Origin of the sequence: Phenylobacterium sp. (assembly GCF_030697925.1) — a bacterium.
In the GTDB taxonomy this organism is placed as follows: Bacteria; Pseudomonadota; Alphaproteobacteria; order Caulobacterales; family Caulobacteraceae; genus Phenylobacterium.
In genome coordinates this window covers 32,128-48,108 of the sequence record NZ_JAUYOJ010000160.1, presented here as the reverse complement: position 1 = coordinate 48,108, position 15,981 = coordinate 32,128, and the positions used below count along the sequence as shown (strand labels likewise).

The window sequence follows — 15,981 nt, the reverse complement described above, 5'->3', positions numbered from 1 at the left end:
CTGGCCGGCGCGATCACCATGCTGCTCACCGACCGGAACTTTAACACCCACTTCTTCGACGCCGCCGGCGGCGGGGACCCGGTGATGTTCCAGCACCTGTTCTGGTTCTTCGGCCACCCCGAGGTCTACATCCTGATCCTGCCCGGCTTCGGGATGGTCAGCCACATCGTGTCGACCTTCTCGCGCAAGCCCGTCTTCGGCTACCTCGCCATGGCCTACGCCATGGTGGCCATCGGCTTCATCGGCTTCGTCGTGTGGGCGCACCACATGTACACGGTCGGGATGAGCATCAACCTGCGCGCCTATTTCGTGGCGGCCACAATGGTCATCGCGGTGCCGACGGGCGTGAAGATCTTCTCCTGGATCGCCACGATGTGGGGCGGCTCCATCGATTTCAAGACGCCGATGCTCTGGGCGATGGGCTTCATCTTCCTGTTCACGGTCGGCGGCGTGACCGGCGTGGTGCTGGCCAATGCCGGCGTCGACTACAGCCTGCACGACACCTATTACGTGGTCGCCCACTTCCACTACGTTCTGAGCCTGGGCGCCGTCTTCGCGATCTTCGCCGGCTTCTACTACTGGTTTGAGAAGATGTGGGGCGTGAAGTACCGCGAATGGCTGGGCGCGGCCCACTTCTGGATCACCTTCGTGGGCGTGAACCTGATCTTCTTCCCGCAGCACTTCCTGGGCCTGCAGGGCATGCCCCGCCGCTACGTGGATTATCCCGACGCCTTCACCCTGTGGAACCAGGTGTCGTCGATGGGCTACGCAATCACCCTGGTGGGCGTGGGCGTCTTCCTGCTGGTGCTCCTCGACGCCATGATCTCGCGCCGCAAGGCCGAGGCCAATCCGTGGGGCGAGGGCGCGACAACGCTGGAATGGACCCTGTCCTCCCCGCCGCCGTTCCACCAGTTCAACGAACTTCCGGTAGTGAGGCCCGACCTGCACTAGGTCGGCTTGGCCCCAAAAAGACGCAGGACGAGGGGCGCGGGCTGGGACAATCCGGCGCGCGCCCTTCGGTCGTTTTGCGAGGGATTTGAGAGTAACTAGATGGCCATGTCGCCAGCCCTCTCCAGAGCATCCTCTCCGGCCCGGTGGCAGGACTATGTCCAGCTGCTGAAGCCGCGGGTGATGTCGCTGGTGATCTTCACCGCCATCACCGGCCTGGTCTGCGCCCAGGGCCCGGTGAACCCGGTGCTGGGCGCCATCGCCATCCTCTGCATCGCCGTGGGCGCCGGAGCCTCGGCCTCGTTCAACATGTGGTACGACGCCGACATCGACGCCAAGATGCGCCGCACCCGCGCCCGTCCCGTGCCCTCCGGCAAGGTGCAGGGGGCCGACGCCCTGGCGCTCGGCGTGGTCCTGTCGCTGTTCTCGGTGATGCTGCTGGGCATGACCACCAACTGGCTGGCGGCGGCGCTGTTGGCCTTCACCATCTTCTTCTACGCCGTGGTCTATACGATGTGGCTGAAGCGCTCGACGCCGCAGAACATCGTCATCGGCGGGCTGGCCGGCGCCCTGCCGCCGGTGATCGGCTGGGCCGCGGCCACTGGCGCTGCGCCGCTGAACGCCTGGCTGCTGTGCGCCATCATCTTCATGTGGACCCCGCCGCACTTCTGGGCCCTGTCGCTCTACACCAGCGAGGACTACGAGAAGGCTGGCGTCCCGATGATGCCGGTGACCGCGGGCGCGGCCTCCACACGCAAGCAGATCCTAATCTACAGCCTGCTGTTCACCCCGATCTGCATCGTGCCGGCCTTCACGGGCCTGGGCGGCCTGACCTACCTGGCGGTGGCGGCCGCCGGGGGCCTGGTGTTCCTTGTCCTCGCCTGGCGGGTGTTCAAGAGCCGCGCGGGCGAGCGGATCGGCGAGCGCAACGACGACGGTCTCTACGACGTGAAGGCCAGCTCCAAGGACGCGCGAAACCTGTTCGCCTTCTCGATCCTCTACCTAACCCTGCTGTTCGCCACCCTGCTGGCCGAGCACCTGCTCGACCTGCCCGCCGTCGGAGCCTTCCAGTGAGCGAGCCTGTTCAAGACCCGCAAGCCGAGGCCAAGGCCCGTCGGGGCCGCAATATCGCGCTCGCCCTCGGACTGGTGCTGTTCGTGGTGCTGGTCTTCATCGTCACCGTCGTCCGCCTGGGAGCCAGTGTTGCCGACCGCCCGCTCTAAGCCGACGCCCTCGCCCGAGGCCAGGCGCAACCAGCGCGTGGCGCTGATCTGCGGCGCGCTGTTCTTCGGCATGGTCGGCATGGCCTACGCCTCGGTGCCGCTCTACAAGGCCTTCTGCCAGCTCACCGGCTTCGACGGCACCATCCGCAAGGCCGAGGCCGCGCCGGACCAGGTGCTGGAACAGATGCTGACCATCCGCTTCGACGCCAACGTCCGCGAGCTGCCCTGGACCTTCACGGCGGAGCAGACTTCCCAGACCATCAAGATCGGCCAGACGGGCCTGGCCTATTTCAAGGTGACGAACAACGGGACCAAGGCGCTCACCGGCCGGGCGGTCTACAATGTCGTGCCCGAATCGGCCGGCGCCTACTTCCAGAAACTCGAGTGCTTCTGCTTCACCGACCAGACGATCCCGGCAGGCCAGACCATCGAATTCCCGGTCGTCTACTTCGTCGATCCGGAATACGCGAAGGACTTCGAGACCAAGACCAAGGGGGAGGTGACCCTCTCCTACACCTTCTTCCCGGCGGTCGGCGGCAGTGCGGAGGCCAAGGCCGCGCAGGCCGCGCCGTCAAAGCATCCTTCGGCCCTTGGCGGAACGGCCAGGGCGGGGCTATAGCGTCACGCGAAATGTCTTACGTCCGTTCGAGAGAGGGACGGGCGTCAGTGAGATACAAAAGGGGTTAGGACCGAAATGGCCCACGGCGAAGTCAAGCACGACTACCATCTGGTGAACCCGAGCCCGTGGCCGCTGGTGGGGTCCGCCTCCGCCACGGTGATGGCGCTGGGCGGGGTGGCCTGGATGAAGGGCCTGTTCGGCCTGCCGGAGGGCACCTCGTGGCTGTTCTTCGCCGGCTTGGCCGGCGTGCTCTACACCATGGTCGGCTGGTGGTCGGACGTGGTGAAGGAAGCCAACGCGGGCGACCACACTCCGGTCGTGGCGATCGGCCTGCGCTACGGCATGATCATGTTCATCGCTTCCGAAGTGATGTTCTTCGTCGCCTGGTTCTGGATCTTCTTCGAGATGGCCCTCTTCCACGAGGCGCGGACGCTGTCCGGCATCGAGGAAGTCCGCACGGCCTGGGCCACCTGGCCGCCCGCCGGCATCGAGACCGTTCCCGCCTGGAACCTACCCCTGGTCAACACCCTGACCCTGCTGCTCTCGGGCACCACGGTCACCTGGGCCCACCACGCCCTGCAGCAGGGCGACCGCCGCGGCACCCAGATCGGCCTGATCCTGACCATCCTGCTGGGGGTCCTGTTCACCTCGATCCAGGCCTACGAGTACTCCCACATCCTGCAGCACAACTATTTCTTCGGCGCCGAGGACCAGGCCAATTCGGGCCTCTACGGCTCGTCCTTCTTCATGGCCACGGGCTTCCACGGCTTCCACGTCCTGATCGGCACCATCTTCCTGACGGTCTGCCTGATCCGGCTGATGAACGGCGGCTTCTCTCCCAAGCAGCACTTCGGCTTCGAGGCGGCCGCCTGGTACTGGCACTTCGTGGACGTGGTCTGGCTCTTCCTGTTCGCCTTCATCTACGTGGTGTTCGGCGGAGTCGGCGGCCACTGACCATGAGTAGCCCCAATCCGCTGCTGGCGGGCCTTCGCGGTCGTTGCCCGAACTGCGGAGTGGGGCGCTTGTTCCAGGGGTTCCTGAAGGTCGCGCCGTCCTGCGACAGCTGCGGCTACGACCTGGCCAAGGCCGATTCGGGCGATGGGCCGGCGGTGTTCGTGATCCTGATCGCCGGCTTCCTGTGCGCCTTCGCCATGCTGTTCACCGAGATCGCCTTCTCGCCGCCGATCTGGGTGCACATCCTGATTTTCCTGCCCCTGACGCTCGGCGTCTGCCTTGGCCTGCTGCGCCCGCTGAAGGGCGTCATGCTGGCGGCCCAGTTCTCCAACCGGGCGTCCGAAGCGCGGCATGACTGACAAGGCGCACCGCCGGCTTCCGATCGGCCTCACCCTCAGCGTCCTGGTCGCCCTCGGCATCCTCATCGCTCTGGGCGGCTGGCAGTTCCAGCGCCTGGCCTGGAAGCAGGACCTGCTGGCCCGGGTCGCGGCCCTGCAGTCGGCGCCCGCCGGCGATCTCAGCCCGCTCCTGGAGCAGCTGAAGGCTGGTGAGGACCTCGAATACGCCCGCGCCCGCGTGGTCTGTCCGGGCCTCGCCGCCGCGCCCTATCTCGAGGTCTATGGCGTGCGCGGCGGCCAGGCGGGGGTGCGCCTGGTTTCGGCCTGCGCGCTGGAGGGCGGGACCTATGGCTCCATCCTGGTGGACCGCGGCTTCGTGGCCGACACCATATCTTCCCGCCCGCCGGTCGATCCCACGGCCGCAGCGCCGGTCGAGGTGGTCGGGGTGTTCCGCGCGCCGGAGAAGCCGAGCTTCGTGACCCCGCCCAACGACCTGGCGGCCAACCACTGGTACTCCCGCGACATCGCCGCCATGGCCGCCCAGTTGAAGGCCCCCGCGCCGGCCCCGCTGTTCCTAATGGCCGAGACCCCGACCAACCCGGAGTGGAAGGCCCTGGTCCCCGCGCCGCTGCCCGCCGAGATCACCAACCGCCACCTGGAATACGCGCTCACCTGGTTCGGCCTTGCCGCGGCCCTGGTCGGCGTCTATGCCGCCGTGCTCTGGAGAAGGTGGAAAGCTTGATGCGGTATGTGTCCACGCGGGGGCAGGCGCCCTCGGTCGGCTTTATCGATGCGATCCTGTCGGGCCTCGCCCCCGACGGCGGGCTCTATGTGCCCGAGACCTGGCCGACCCTCTCCAAGGACGAGATCGCCGCCTTCGCCGGCCAGCCCTATCACGCGGTCGCCACCGAGATCCTGTCGCGCTTCGTCGACAACGAGATCGCCCGCGACACCCTGGCCGACATGTGCGCCGAGGCCTACGCCACCTTCTCGCACTCGGCCGTCGTGCCCTTGAAGCAGATCGCGCCGCAGGGCTTCATCGCCGAGCTGTTCCATGGCCCAAGCCTGGCCTTCAAAGACGTGGCCATGCAGCTGCTGGCGCGGCTGTCGGACCATGTTCTGGGCGAGCAGAAGCGCACCCAGACCATCCTCTGCGCCACCTCCGGCGACACCGGCGGCGCGGCGGTCGAGGCCTTCCGCGGCCGGGCCAACACGCGCATCGTGGTGATGTTCCCGGACGGACGGATCTCCGAAGTCCAACGCCGCTTCATGACGACGGCCGCCGAGGGCAATGTCGCCTGCGTGGCGGTAGCCGGCGATTTCGACGACTGCCAGGCCATCCTCAAGACCGCCCTGCAGGACGCCAGCCTCAAGCAATCGGTCGGCCTGGCGGCGGTCAATTCCATCAACTTCGCCCGCATCGTCGCCCAGTGCGTCTACTACTTCACCACCGCCGTGGCGCTCGGCGCGCCGCATCGGAGCGTCTCCTTCGCGGTGCCGTCCGGCAATTTTGGCGACGGGTTCGCCGGCTATGTGGCCAAGCGCATGGGCTTGCCGATCGACAAGATCGTGGTGGCCACCAACTCCAACGACATCCTGGCGCGAGCCTTCGAGGGGGGCCGCTACGTGCGCGGCGTCACCGCACCGACCCAGTCGCCGGCGATGGACATCCAGTCGGCCTCGAACTTCGAGCGGCTCTATTTCGAGTGCGCCCGCCATGACGGCCTGGAGACCGCCCGCGCCTTCGCCGCCTTCGGCGAGACCGGGATCATCGACATCCCGCCCCAGGCCTATGCCGCCATGCGCGAGACCTTCGTCGGCGTGTCGGTCAGCGAGGGCGAGACCGCGCGGACCATCGTTTCGACCCTGCGCGAGACGGGCGAGTTGATCGATCCCCACACCGCGGTCGGCGTGGCCGGCATGCGCCGCGCGCCCGGCCTGACCGGCCCGGTCGTGGTGCTGTCGACCGCCCACCCGGCCAAGTTCCCCGACACCGTGGCCGCGGCCACCGGCGAGACGCCGGTCATGCCGCGCTCCGCCGCGCACCTGGCGGGCAAGGCCGAACGCTACGATCGCCTGCCGGCCGACGCCGACACCATCAAGGCCTATGTCCAGGCCTTCGCCGAAGGCCACGCGCCTGCCTAGAGTCCACACCCTGAGCAACGGGGTCCGGGTGGTCTGCGATCCCATCGACGGCCTGGAGACGCTCGCCCTCTCCGTCGTCGCCGGGCGCGGGGCGCGGTTCGAGGATGAGGCCCGCTCCGGCTGGTCGCACCTGCTGGAGCACATGGTTTTCAAGGGCGCCGGCGCCCGTTCGGCCCGCGACATCGTCGAGGTGATCGAGGCCCAAGGCGGACAGCTCAACGCGGCCACCGGCTATGAACGCACCAGCTTCCAGGTTCGCGCCCTGAAGGGCGGTCTGGACCTCGGCAGCGCCGTGATCGCCGACCTGGTCCTGCGCCCGACCATGGACGCCGGCGACCTGGCCCGCGAGATCCACGTGGTCGGCCAGGAGATCGCCGAGGCCGCCGACACCCCCGACGACATCGTCTTCGAGATGGCCCAGGCCGCCGCCTATGCGGGCCAGCCCCTCGGCCGCCCGATCCTGGGCACGGACGCCTCGATCGCGCCCGCGACGCCTGGAGCGCTGGCGGACTGGCGGGCGAACATTTATGCGCCGGACGCCCTCATCGTCACGGCCGCCGGCGCAGTGGACGAGGACGAACTGTTGGCGCTCGTCGAGCGCGACTTCGGCGGGGCCAGCGGGCAAGGACCGGCCGTGCCCACGCCACCGGTGTTCGAGGGCGGCGCCCAGAGCGCCGTGAAGGCGTTGGAGCAGGCCAATCTGGTCTTCCTGCTGCCGGCCGTTGGCGTCCGCGACGAGGCCTATTTCGCCCTGCGGCTCTATGCGGAGATCCTGGGCGGCGGCATGGCCTCGCGGCTGTTCCAGGAAGCCCGCGAGAAGCGCGGCCTGGCCTATGCCGTCGACGCCTATTCGGAGACCTATGCCGACGCCGGCCTGCTGGGCGTGTTCGCCGGCTGTGCGGCCAAGGACGCGGCCGAACTGGCCCGGGTCGCGGCCGCCGAGATCCAGGGCATGGCCGCCGGGGTCGAGGCCGCCGAACTCTCCCGCGCCAAGGCCCAGCTCAAAGCCTCCATGTTCATGTCGCGGGAATCGCCGCTGGCGCGCGCCGAACAGGCCGCCGGCCAGGTCCTGTTGTTCGGTGAGACCCTGCGGCCCGCCGACCTCGCCGGGCAGATCGACGCCGTGACGGCGGCCGACCTCGAGGCCTTGGGGGCGACCATGCTGGCGCCGGGCCGCTGCGCGGTCAGCGTGCTGGGGCCCAGGGCGGCGCTGAAGGCCGCCGACGCCTTCCGCCAGGCCCTGTTCGGCTAGGGCGCGCGCAGCGGCGGGTTGACGCCGGCTGAAATCCCGCGATTTTCAGACCATGGCCCTGCTGGATTGGATCGCGCCCGAGAGCGGCCTTCGAATCGAGGGCGAAGGCGTGCGCCTGCGTCCGCCCCGGACGACCGACTATGCCGAGTGGCGCGACCTGCGCGCGCGTTCGCGGGATTTCCTGCAGCCATGGGAGCCGACCTGGCCGGCCGACGACCTTAGCCGTGCGGCCTTCCGACGCAGACTGACCGCCTACGGCCGCGACCGGGAAGCGGGCACGGCCTATCCGTTCTTCGTGTTTCGGGCTTCCGACGACGCCCTGACCGGCGGGATCACGCTCTCGAATGTGCGCCGCGGCGTCGCCCAGATGGGGTCGGTGGGCTACTGGTGCGGCCAACCCTTTGCCCGACAAGGACAAACCCTGGCGGCCGTGCGGATGCTGACGGTCTTCGCCTTCCGCACCCTGGCGCTCCATCGCCTGGAGGCGGCCTGCCGGCCGCAAAACGACGCCTCGCGGCGCCTGCTCAACCGGGCCGGGTTCAAGGAAGAAGGGCTCGCCTCGGCTTATCTGAAAATTAACGGCGTTTGGCGAGACCATGTCCTGTTCGGCCTGGTGTCGCCCTTGCGGGCGCATGAGGGACCGGACAACGGAGTGTCGGTCTGACCGACGCGTTGGCCTGTAGCGTCTTGAGGCGATGCCGAACGATCGTTGGATCTGGGACGCCACCACGACGCTCGAAGCGCTGGGCGCCGCCGATGTGGTGCTCTGGCTTTGGGAGCCGGAGAAGGATCGTCTGCGCCTGACCGGCGCATCGCGGTCGCTTGGTCTGGGCCCGCTCGCCCCCGAATGCTCTTCCGCCGCCATGCGCGCGCTGGCCCTGCCCCAGGACCGGGCCATGGCCGACGACGTCCTGCGGGTGCAGGATCCGGGGTCGGAAATCGCCGTGCGCCTGCGGATGCGCGGCGGCGGGGTCTGCATCTGGCGCGGCGTCTGGCTGGAAGAGGGCCTGCGCGCCGCCGGCGTGATCGCGCCGGAGACCAAGTTCGCCGCCTCCGACCTCGACCATCTCACCGGACTGCTGGACCGCAAGAGCTTCGTCACCCGGGCTCGTGAACAGCTCCAGACCCCGGGTCATCACGAGCTGGTGGTCGCCGACCTGGACCGCCTGCGCCGCCTGAACGAGGCCCTGGGCCACGAGCGGGCCGACCTCGTCCTGGCCGCCCTTGGCTCGCGCCTGGCCGCCGCATTCCCGCCCGACGCCCTGCTGGCCCGGGTCGGCGAGGACGAATTCGCGGTCCTGGCGCCCACCTCCACGCCCAGCGCCGCGGAGATCCTGCGCCAGGCCCTGGAGCAGCCCCTGCGGGTGGCCGGCTTCGACATCCATCCCACCCTCTCCATCGGCGCCGTCGAGGCGATCGGCGGCGAGGACGCGCCCGAGGCCGCCGAGCTGCTGCGCCGGGCCGAGCTCGCCGTGGAGTCCGCTAAGAGCAGCGGACGCGGCGGGGCCGCCGCCTACGGCCGCGGCCTGGAAAGCGATGGCCTGTCCCGCCTGGCTCTGGAAAGCGACCTGCGCGGCGCCATGGGGCGCGGCGAGATCGTGGCCTATTACCAGCCCATCGTGCGGCTCTCGACCGGCGCCCTGTCGGGCTTCGAGGCCTTGGTCCGCTGGCGCCACGCCCGCCGCGGTCTGCTGACCCCCGACCAGTTCCTGCCGCTCTGCGAGGAGATGGGGCTGATGAGCGAGCTGGGCGCGCGGATGATGCGCGAGGCCGGCCATCAGCTCGCCGTCTGGCGCCGTGACCACCGCGCCGCCGGAGAACTCACCGTGGCGGTGAACCTGTCGACCGGCGAACTCGACCGTCCCGACCTGATCTCCGACGTCCTGGCCATCCGCCGCGAGACCGGGCTGCCCCCGGGCGCGCTGAAGCTGGAGGTCACCGAGGGCGACGTCATGCGCGATCCCGACCGAGCCGCCTTGGTGCTGCGCAACCTGCGCGAGGCGGGCGCGGCCTTGGCCCTGGACGACTTCGGCACCGGCTTCTCGTCGCTCAGCTACCTGACCCGGTTGCCCTTCGACACCTTGAAGATCGATCGCTACTTCGTGCGGACCATGGCCACCAACGAGGGCTCGGCGAAGATCGTCTCCTCAGTGGTCAAGCTCGGTCAGGACCTCGCCCTGGAGGTGGTGGCCGAGGGCGTCGAGAACGCCCAGATGGCTCGCCAGCTCCTGTCGCTCGGCTGCGACTACGGTCAGGGCTTCGGCTACGCCCCGGCTCTGTCGCCGCAGGAGGCCGAGGTCTATCTCAACGAAAGCTATGTGGACGGCGCGGCGCCCGTGAAGGCGCGCGGCTAGGCCCGTCCCGCCGTGGCGCTGAGCAGGCTGGCGTCGACGCCCAGCTTGGCGAGCGCCTTGCTCCACTTCTGCCCGTGGTCGCCGTCGAAGATCAGGCTCTCGTCGGCCTCGCAGGTCAGCCAGACGTTCTCGCGGATTTCCCGCTCCAGCTGGCCCGGCCCCCAGCCGGCATAGCCCAGGGCCAGCACCGAACGGCGCGGGGCGGAGTTGTGGCCGGCCATGGCCTCCAGCACCTCGCGGGTGGCGGTCAGCGAGACGTCGTCGCCGATGGGAAGGCTGTGGTCGCCGGCCATGTAGTCGTTGGTGTGCAGCACGAAGCCGCGCTCGCGCTCCACCGGTCCGCCCATCAGCACCAGGTCGGGCGGGATCTCTATGGTCGACTTGACCTCGAGCCGCTTCAACAGGTCGGGCACGGTCAGGCCCTCGACGGGCCGGTTCACGGCGATGCCCATGGCGTGACTCTCGTCGTGGGCGCAGATCAGCACGACCGCGCGCTCGAACCGAGGGTCACCGATACCCGGCATGGCGATCAGGATCTGGCCGGAGAGAAACGAACCGTCTTCCATTCCTTGCAGATTTGAGCCGGAACGCGGCGCTTTCAAGCCTGGATGCGAGATAAGGGCGTTGAAGACGAACGCATCCGCGTTATCTGCTGCACAACTTCATTCGGGAGAAAGCAAGATGACCATCAAAGTCGGCGACAAGCTGCCCGCCGCCACCTTCGCCGCCGGCACGGCCGAGGGCCCGCGGCCCATGACCACCGACGACGTGTTCGCCGGCAAGAAGGTCGCTTTGTTCGCCGTGCCCGGCGCCTTCACCCCCACCTGCTCGGCCCGCCACCTGCCGGGCTTCAAGGAGCACGTGGCCGATTTCCGCGCCAAGGGCGTCGACAGCATCGTCTGCCTGTCGGTCAACGACGCCTTCGTCATGAAGGCCTGGGGCGAGAACCAGGGCGTGGGCGACGACATCATCATGCTGGGCGACGGCAACGGCGATTTCACCAAGGCCGTGGGCCTGGACATGGACGGCTCCAAGTTCGGCATGGGCGCGCGCTCGCAGCGCTATTCCATGCTGGTCGACGACGGCGTGGTGAAGGAGCTCAACGTGGAGCAGGGCGGCGAGTTCAAGGTCTCGGCCGCGGACTATCTGCTGGCCCAACTCTAGGTCGACGAGGCGGAGGCGCCGACCAGCGCCTCCGGCTTTCTTGACTCCGGTATCGTGGCGTCCGCACACTTCGCGCCGAGCGACCACAAGATCGCCGGGAGGACGCCATGCCCTATGTCGAAGGCCAGACCATCCATGACGCCGACAGCCATGTCATGGAGCTGCCGGGCACGCTGCACCGCTATCTGGACCCCAAGGTCCGCGCGGCCTTCGTCGAGGCGACCGGCAAGAAGGACGTGCTGCCCGAGTGGTTCGAGAAGGCCGCGGCCCAGCAGGAGGATCCGGAGTTCCGGGCCGGCGACGAGGCCAACCTGCTGCTGCGCAAGAACTACCAGGCGCTCGGCGCCTTCCGCAGCCAGGACCGGCCCAAGGCGCTGGACCTGTTCGGCTTCGCCAGCCAGCTGGTCTTCACCACCGCCTCGCTCAGCAATTACGGTCTCGAGGAGATGGGCGAGGCCGATCTCGCCGTGGAGGCCGCCCGCGCCCACAACCGGATGATGAGCGAGTTCTGCTCCGTGGACCGCCGGCTGCTGGCCACCGGCTATGTGCCGCTGATCGACATGGCCCGCGCGCCGCAGATCGCCCGCGAAGCCATCGCCATGGGCTGCAAGGGCATCATCATCCCCTCGCGCCACCCTAGGGGCCATTCGCCCAGCCACATCGACCTCGATCCCCTGTGGGCGGTGGTCCAGGAGGCCGGCATCCCGATCCTCTTCCACGTCGGCGGCGAGGAGAAGATGCACAAGGACTACCTGGTCAACGGCGGTCCCCAGGTGCTGGACTTCCACGGCGGGGCGGAGAACTTCACCTCGCTCACCTTCATGGCCATCCCGCTGTCGCTCTGGCAGACCCTGTCGGCCCTGGTGATCGACGGGGTGTTCGACCGGTTCCCGCGGCTGAAGTTTGGGGCCATCGAGCTGGGCGCCTCATGGCTGCCCAGCCTGATGCGGTTCATGGATTCCGGCGCCGCGGCCTTCGGCAAGGAGGAGCGCTTGCAACGGCTCTCGGCCAAGCCCAGCGAGATCCTGCGCCGCCAGTTCCGCGCCACCCCCTATCCGTACGAGGACACCGCCTGGATCATCGCCAATTCGGGCGAGGAGATGTGCCTGTTCTCGTCCGACTTCCCGCACATCGAGGGCGGCCGCAATCCGCTGAAACGCTTCAACGACGCGCTGGAGGGCGCCTCGGATCGGGCCAAGCGGGCCTTCTACCGCGACAACTTCATCGACCTGATGGGGCGCGGCCTGGATCCGGCCCTGCACGACGCGCCCGGGCTGGCGGCGGCCTAGACAAAGCCGCGCCGCCTGCGCCAATGGCGCCATGACAGGCGGCTACAAGGTCGAACGGCTCGGGTGGCGCGATCATCTGCTGGCGGAGATCCCGCTGCCGCGCGGCGTGCTGCGGGTGACCCTGGGGCTCAGTTCAGGCCTGGCGCGGGCGCCGGGCGATCCGCCCGACAGGCTCTGGGCCATCGGCGACCGAGGACCCAACCTCAAGATCAAGGCGGCGGTGAAGGACTATGGTCTCAACCACCTGGAGCGACTGGCCGACATCGAGGGCGCCAAGATCATGCCCTTGCCCGATGTCGGTCCGACCATCGCCGAGCTGCAGGTCGTAGGGAGGGACATCGCGTTCGTCCGCGCCATACCGCTGCGGCGCTCTGACGGACGCCCGCTCTCGGGCTTGCCCCTGCCAGGCGGGGGCGAGGCGGAGATGGAGCCGACCTTCGACCTCGACGGGACATTGCGCGAGGCCGATGGCGGGGCTGACACCGAGGGCCTGGCCGTCCTGGCCGACGGCAGCTTCTGGGCGGCGGAGGAATACGGTCCCTCGCTGATGAAGGTCGCGCCGGATGGGATGGTGACCGCACGCTGGGTCCCCGAGGGTGTGACCGGCCACTGCGATCCGCCGCTGACACCCGTCCTGCCGGCCATCGCCGCGAGGCGGCGGCTCAATCGCGGCTTCGAGTCGGTGGCCGCCTCGGCCGACGGCGCCTGGCTCTATACCGCCTTCCAGAGCCCGCTCGCCCATCCGGACAAGGCGGCCGACGACACCGCGCGCCACGCGAGGATCTGGAAGCTGGATGCGGCCACGGGGCGGGTGGTCGGCCAGTACCTCTACCCCTTCGATCGGCCGCGCAGCTTCGAGCGGGACGCCAGGGAAGGCGACGTCAAGCGCCGGGACCTGAAGATCTGCGAGCTGACCTGGATCGGTCCCGACCGGCTGCTGGTGCTGGAGCGGATCTCCCGGACGGCCAAGATCTACCGAGTCGATCTGGCGGGGTTCGAGACGCCGCCCGAACACCTGGACATAGAGACCCGGCCCACCTTGGAGGAGATCGATCCCGGCGACTTCGCGGGGATCGGCCTGCGGCCGCTGGCCAAGACCCTGGTCTTTTCCACCGACGAGGCGAGGGACATCGCCCCGGACTTGGAGGGCATGGCGGTGCTTTCGGATCGCGAGCTGATCCTCGTCAACGATAACGACTTCGGCATCGAAGGGGTGGAGACCGCCTTCTTCCGGGTGACCTTCGACGATCCAGTTCTGGCCTAACCGCCCAAGGCGTGGGCGGTGACGCCTTCCAGGTCGCCGGCGCCGTCCATCACGCCATCCGCCAAGCCCGGCGCCTGGGCCAGGACCTGGCCGGCATAGAGGCGGGCGAGCGCTGACTTGCTCTGCGACCAATCATCGGAGCCGGCCGCCGTGGCCAGCGCCTGGCGGGCCAGCATCCAGCCGCCGATCACGTCGCCGGCCAGCTTCAGGTAGGGCGTCGCGGCTGCAAGGGCGTTGGTCCCCTTGTTCTGCAGCAGCCAGTCGGTGGCCCGTTCCAGGGCCGCGATCCCGGCGTCGAGCCGTGCGGCCACGGCCGCGAGACCCGGGGCGGCGGCCAGATCTTCGACCGAGGCGTGCATCTCCGCGCACAGGGCGTCCATGACCCCGCCGCCCTCCATCGGGACCTTGCGGCCCACGAGATCGATGGCCTGGATGCCGTTGGTGCCTTCGTAGATCGGGGCGATGCGGGCGTCGCGATAGTGCTGGGCCGCGCCGGTCTCCTCGATGAAGCCCATGCCGCCGTGGACCTGCACCCCCAGGGAGGCGACCTCGACTCCGATGTCGGTGGACCAGGCCTTGGCGATGGGGGTCAGCAGTTCCTGGCGCTGGCGGGCGGTGGTCCGCTCGGCCTCGGTGGGGGCCAGCTTGGCCAGGTCGGCGCAGACCCCCGTGGTCAGGCAGATGGCGCGGGCGGCCTCGATCTTGGCCTTCATCATCAGCAGGGTGCGGCGCACGTCGGGGTGGCCGTAGATCGCGCCGTCGGCGGACCAGGCCGCGCGGCCCTGGCGACGCTCCTGGCTGAAGGCGAGCGCCTGCTGGAAGGCGCGCTCGGCGATGGCCACGCCTTGGACGCCGACCTGCAGGCGCGCGGCGTTCATCATCACGAACATATGGGCGATGCCGTTGTTCACCTCGCCGACCAGCTCGGCCTTGGCGCCTTCGAACAGCATGACGCAGGTGGGCGAGCCGTGGATGCCCAGCTTGTGCTCGATGGAGCCGGGGCGCAGGTCGTTGGCTATCCCCAGCCCGCCGTCGTCCTCGACCAGCCGCTTGGTGGCCAGGAAGAGCGAGATGCCCTTCACGCCGGGCGGTGCGTCGGGCAGGCGGGCCAGGACCAGGTGGCAGATATTATCCGCCGCGTCGTGGTCGCCCCAGGTGATGAAGATCTTCTGGCCGTGCAGGCGATAGCCGCCCTCACCGTCCGGCTCGGCCCGGGTGGTGACGGCGGCCAGGTCCGAACCGGCCTGCGGCTCGGTCAGGTTCATGGTGCCGGTCCATTCGCCGGAGACCAGCTTGGGCAGGACCAGCCGCTTCTGGCGCTCGGTCCCGTGCAGGTCGAGGGCCTCGATGGCGCCCTGGGTCAGCATGGGGCAAAGGCCGAAGGCCATGTTCGAGGCGTGGACCATCTCGAACACCGCCAGCTCCATGGCCTTGGTCAAGCCCTGGCCGCCGTGCTCGGGATCGGCTGACAGCGAGTTCCAACCGCCGGCCACGAAGGCCTGGTAGGCCGCTGCGAAGCCGGGCGCCGCGCTGACCACCCCGTTCTCGAAGCGCGCGCCGACCTGATCGCCCTTGCGGTTCAGGGGCGCCAGCTCGCTTTCCACGAAGGCTCCCGCGGCCTCCAGCACCGCGGCGACGGTGTCGTCGTCCAGTTCGGGGAAGGCTTGGCCAACCAGAGCCGGGTGACCGGCGGTCCGAAGGGCGAGCGCGAGATCGCGAACCGGGGCGCGGAAGGTCATCGGGAACTCCTTATTGCTGGCGCGTTCTAGGCTAAGCTAAGGGAGCGGCCAAGCCAGCCGCGTCAGCACGCCAGGGAGCCGCCATGGTCAGGACCATGCTCGCCGCAATCGCTCTCGGCCTTGCCCTGGCCGGCCAGGCGGTCGCCGATCCCACCACCCAGGACCCGGCCCGCGTCCCGGCCGGCGACTATGCGCTGGATCCGCGCCACGCCAGCCTGCTGGTCAAGGTCCCGCACATGGGCGGGTTTTCGAAGTTCATCATCCGGTTCGAAAAGCTGGCGGGCGGCTTCACCTATGATCCCGCCAACTGGAGCGCGACCCAGGCGACCATCACCGTCGACGCGGCCTCCCTGCGCACCAATGTGCCGGGCTTCGACAAAACCCTGACGGGCTCAAGCTATCTGGACGTCGGCAAGCACCCGACCATCACCTTCGCCGCCACCAAGGTGGAGGGAGAGCCGGCCAAGGGCGTTGTCCGCGGCGACCTGACCTTCCTGGGCGTGACCAAGCCGGTGGACCTGGACGTGGTGTTCAACGGGGTCGGACCGGGCCTGCTGGGCGCCGGCACGCGGATGGGCTTTTCGGGGAGCACCCGCATCAAGCGCTCGGATTTCGGCCTGACCACCATGAGCAGCGTGGCAGGCGACGATCTGGACCTCGCGTTCGAGGTCGAGTTCGTGAAGAAGTAGCGC

General features: G+C 68.9%; 17 protein-coding genes. 15 read left to right on the top strand and 2 right to left on the bottom strand.

Translation table 11 applies throughout. The features are described from left to right. From Q8Q88_RS15305 to Q8Q88_RS15255, 11 genes are all read left to right on the top strand, one after another. Positions 1-951, top strand: a 951-nt coding sequence (locus tag Q8Q88_RS15305) for a cbb3-type cytochrome c oxidase subunit I (RefSeq protein WP_305676053.1), incomplete at its 5' end; no start/stop codon positions are given. A gap of 99 nt (positions 952-1,050) precedes the next feature. Next, entirely contained in the window at positions 1,051-2,022 is a 972-nt protein-coding gene (gene cyoE / locus Q8Q88_RS15300; protein ID WP_305676052.1) for a heme o synthase, read from the top strand. Beyond that, on the top strand, positions 2,019-2,171 hold the full coding sequence (locus tag Q8Q88_RS15295; protein ID WP_305676051.1) for a hypothetical protein: 153 nt from the start codon (positions 2,019-2,021) through the stop codon (positions 2,169-2,171). The genes cyoE and Q8Q88_RS15295 overlap by 4 nt, the downstream gene beginning before the upstream one ends. Then, entirely contained in the window at positions 2,149-2,790 is a 642-nt protein-coding gene (locus Q8Q88_RS15290) for a cytochrome c oxidase assembly protein (protein ID WP_371129867.1), read from the top strand. Before Q8Q88_RS15295 ends, Q8Q88_RS15290 begins: the two co-directional genes overlap by 23 nt. Positions 2,791-2,865: 75 nt before the next feature. Next, positions 2,866-3,744, top strand: a complete 879-nt coding sequence (locus tag Q8Q88_RS15285; protein ID WP_305676049.1) for a cytochrome c oxidase subunit 3 — start codon at positions 2,866-2,868, stop codon at positions 3,742-3,744. A 59-nt stretch (positions 3,745-3,803) separates the two neighbouring features. Then, positions 3,804-4,103 (top strand): DUF983 domain-containing protein, encoded by a 300-nt coding sequence (locus Q8Q88_RS15280; protein WP_371129868.1) that lies wholly within the window; start codon positions 3,804-3,806, stop codon positions 4,101-4,103. Further along, complete coding sequence (locus Q8Q88_RS15275; RefSeq protein ID WP_305676048.1) at positions 4,096-4,824, top strand: SURF1 family protein; 729 nt, start codon at positions 4,096-4,098, stop codon at positions 4,822-4,824. Before Q8Q88_RS15280 ends, Q8Q88_RS15275 begins: the two co-directional genes overlap by 8 nt. Further along, on the top strand, positions 4,824-6,227 hold the full coding sequence (gene thrC / locus Q8Q88_RS15270; RefSeq protein WP_305676047.1) for a threonine synthase: 1,404 nt from the start codon (positions 4,824-4,826) through the stop codon (positions 6,225-6,227). The genes Q8Q88_RS15275 and thrC overlap by 1 nt, the downstream gene beginning before the upstream one ends. Continuing rightward, complete coding sequence (locus Q8Q88_RS15265; RefSeq protein WP_305676046.1) at positions 6,190-7,479, top strand: pitrilysin family protein; 1,290 nt, start codon at positions 6,190-6,192, stop codon at positions 7,477-7,479. The genes thrC and Q8Q88_RS15265 overlap by 38 nt, the downstream gene beginning before the upstream one ends. Positions 7,480-7,531: 52 nt before the next feature. Continuing rightward, positions 7,532-8,143: a GNAT family N-acetyltransferase gene (locus tag Q8Q88_RS15260; RefSeq protein WP_305676045.1), complete on the top strand. Its 612-nt coding sequence runs from the start codon at positions 7,532-7,534 to the stop codon at positions 8,141-8,143. A gap of 31 nt (positions 8,144-8,174) precedes the next feature. Further along, complete coding sequence (locus Q8Q88_RS15255) at positions 8,175-9,833, top strand: bifunctional diguanylate cyclase/phosphodiesterase (protein ID WP_305676044.1); 1,659 nt, start codon at positions 8,175-8,177, stop codon at positions 9,831-9,833. Here Q8Q88_RS15255 and Q8Q88_RS15250 read toward each other — a convergent pair. Beyond that, positions 9,830-10,399: a YqgE/AlgH family protein gene (locus Q8Q88_RS15250; protein WP_305676043.1), complete on the bottom strand. Its 570-nt coding sequence runs from the start codon at positions 10,397-10,399 to the stop codon at positions 9,830-9,832. The two genes, Q8Q88_RS15255 and Q8Q88_RS15250, sit on opposite strands and share 4 nt — an antisense overlap. Positions 10,400-10,514: 115 nt before the next feature. Here Q8Q88_RS15250 and Q8Q88_RS15245 point away from each other — a divergent pair, with 115 nt between their 5' ends. The 3 genes from Q8Q88_RS15245 (at position 10,515) to Q8Q88_RS15235 (ending at position 13,550) form a co-directional block, all read left to right on the top strand. Next, positions 10,515-10,997: a peroxiredoxin gene (locus Q8Q88_RS15245; RefSeq protein ID WP_305676042.1), complete on the top strand. Its 483-nt coding sequence runs from the start codon at positions 10,515-10,517 to the stop codon at positions 10,995-10,997. Positions 10,998-11,104: 107 nt separating this feature from the next. Continuing rightward, positions 11,105-12,286: an amidohydrolase family protein gene (locus tag Q8Q88_RS15240; RefSeq protein ID WP_305676041.1), complete on the top strand. Its 1,182-nt coding sequence runs from the start codon at positions 11,105-11,107 to the stop codon at positions 12,284-12,286. 31 nt (positions 12,287-12,317) lie between these two features. Beyond that, positions 12,318-13,550: an esterase-like activity of phytase family protein gene (locus Q8Q88_RS15235; RefSeq protein ID WP_305676040.1), complete on the top strand. Its 1,233-nt coding sequence runs from the start codon at positions 12,318-12,320 to the stop codon at positions 13,548-13,550. Here the strand turns inward: Q8Q88_RS15235 and Q8Q88_RS15230 are convergent. Then, positions 13,547-15,289 (bottom strand): acyl-CoA dehydrogenase, encoded by a 1,743-nt coding sequence (locus Q8Q88_RS15230; protein WP_305676039.1) that lies wholly within the window; start codon positions 15,287-15,289, stop codon positions 13,547-13,549. The genes Q8Q88_RS15235 and Q8Q88_RS15230 overlap by 4 nt on opposite strands. Before the next feature lie 83 nt (positions 15,290-15,372). Between Q8Q88_RS15230 and Q8Q88_RS15225 the strand changes: the two genes are divergently transcribed. Beyond that, positions 15,373-15,978 (top strand): YceI family protein, encoded by a 606-nt coding sequence (locus Q8Q88_RS15225; protein WP_305676038.1) that lies wholly within the window; start codon positions 15,373-15,375, stop codon positions 15,976-15,978. The last annotated feature ends 3 nt before the right edge of the window (positions 15,979-15,981 follow it).

Bases quoted from the DNA above. Each gene is read 5' to 3' on its own strand.
- cyoE (WP_305676052.1), top strand. From the start codon at position 1,051: ATGGCCATGTCGCCAGCCCTCTCCAGAGCATCCTCTCCGGCCCGGTGG.
- Q8Q88_RS15285 (WP_305676049.1), top strand. From the start codon at position 2,866: ATGGCCCACGGCGAAGTCAAGCACGACTACCATCTGGTGAACCCGAGC.
- Q8Q88_RS15275 (WP_305676048.1), top strand. From the start codon at position 4,096: ATGACTGACAAGGCGCACCGCCGGCTTCCGATCGGCCTCACCCTCAGC.
- thrC (WP_305676047.1), top strand. From the start codon at position 4,824: ATGCGGTATGTGTCCACGCGGGGGCAGGCGCCCTCGGTCGGCTTTATC.
- Q8Q88_RS15265 (WP_305676046.1), top strand. From the start codon at position 6,190: ATGTCCAGGCCTTCGCCGAAGGCCACGCGCCTGCCTAGAGTCCACACC.
- Q8Q88_RS15260 (WP_305676045.1), top strand. From the start codon at position 7,532: ATGGCCCTGCTGGATTGGATCGCGCCCGAGAGCGGCCTTCGAATCGAG.
- Q8Q88_RS15255 (WP_305676044.1), top strand. From the start codon at position 8,175: ATGCCGAACGATCGTTGGATCTGGGACGCCACCACGACGCTCGAAGCG.
- Q8Q88_RS15250 (WP_305676043.1), bottom strand. From the start codon at position 10,399: ATGGAAGACGGTTCGTTTCTCTCCGGCCAGATCCTGATCGCCATGCCG.
- Q8Q88_RS15245 (WP_305676042.1), top strand. From the start codon at position 10,515: ATGACCATCAAAGTCGGCGACAAGCTGCCCGCCGCCACCTTCGCCGCC.
- Q8Q88_RS15240 (WP_305676041.1), top strand. From the start codon at position 11,105: ATGCCCTATGTCGAAGGCCAGACCATCCATGACGCCGACAGCCATGTC.
- Q8Q88_RS15235 (WP_305676040.1), top strand. From the start codon at position 12,318: ATGACAGGCGGCTACAAGGTCGAACGGCTCGGGTGGCGCGATCATCTG.
- Q8Q88_RS15230 (WP_305676039.1), bottom strand. From the start codon at position 15,289: ATGACCTTCCGCGCCCCGGTTCGCGATCTCGCGCTCGCCCTTCGGACC.
- Q8Q88_RS15225 (WP_305676038.1), top strand. From the start codon at position 15,373: ATGGTCAGGACCATGCTCGCCGCAATCGCTCTCGGCCTTGCCCTGGCC.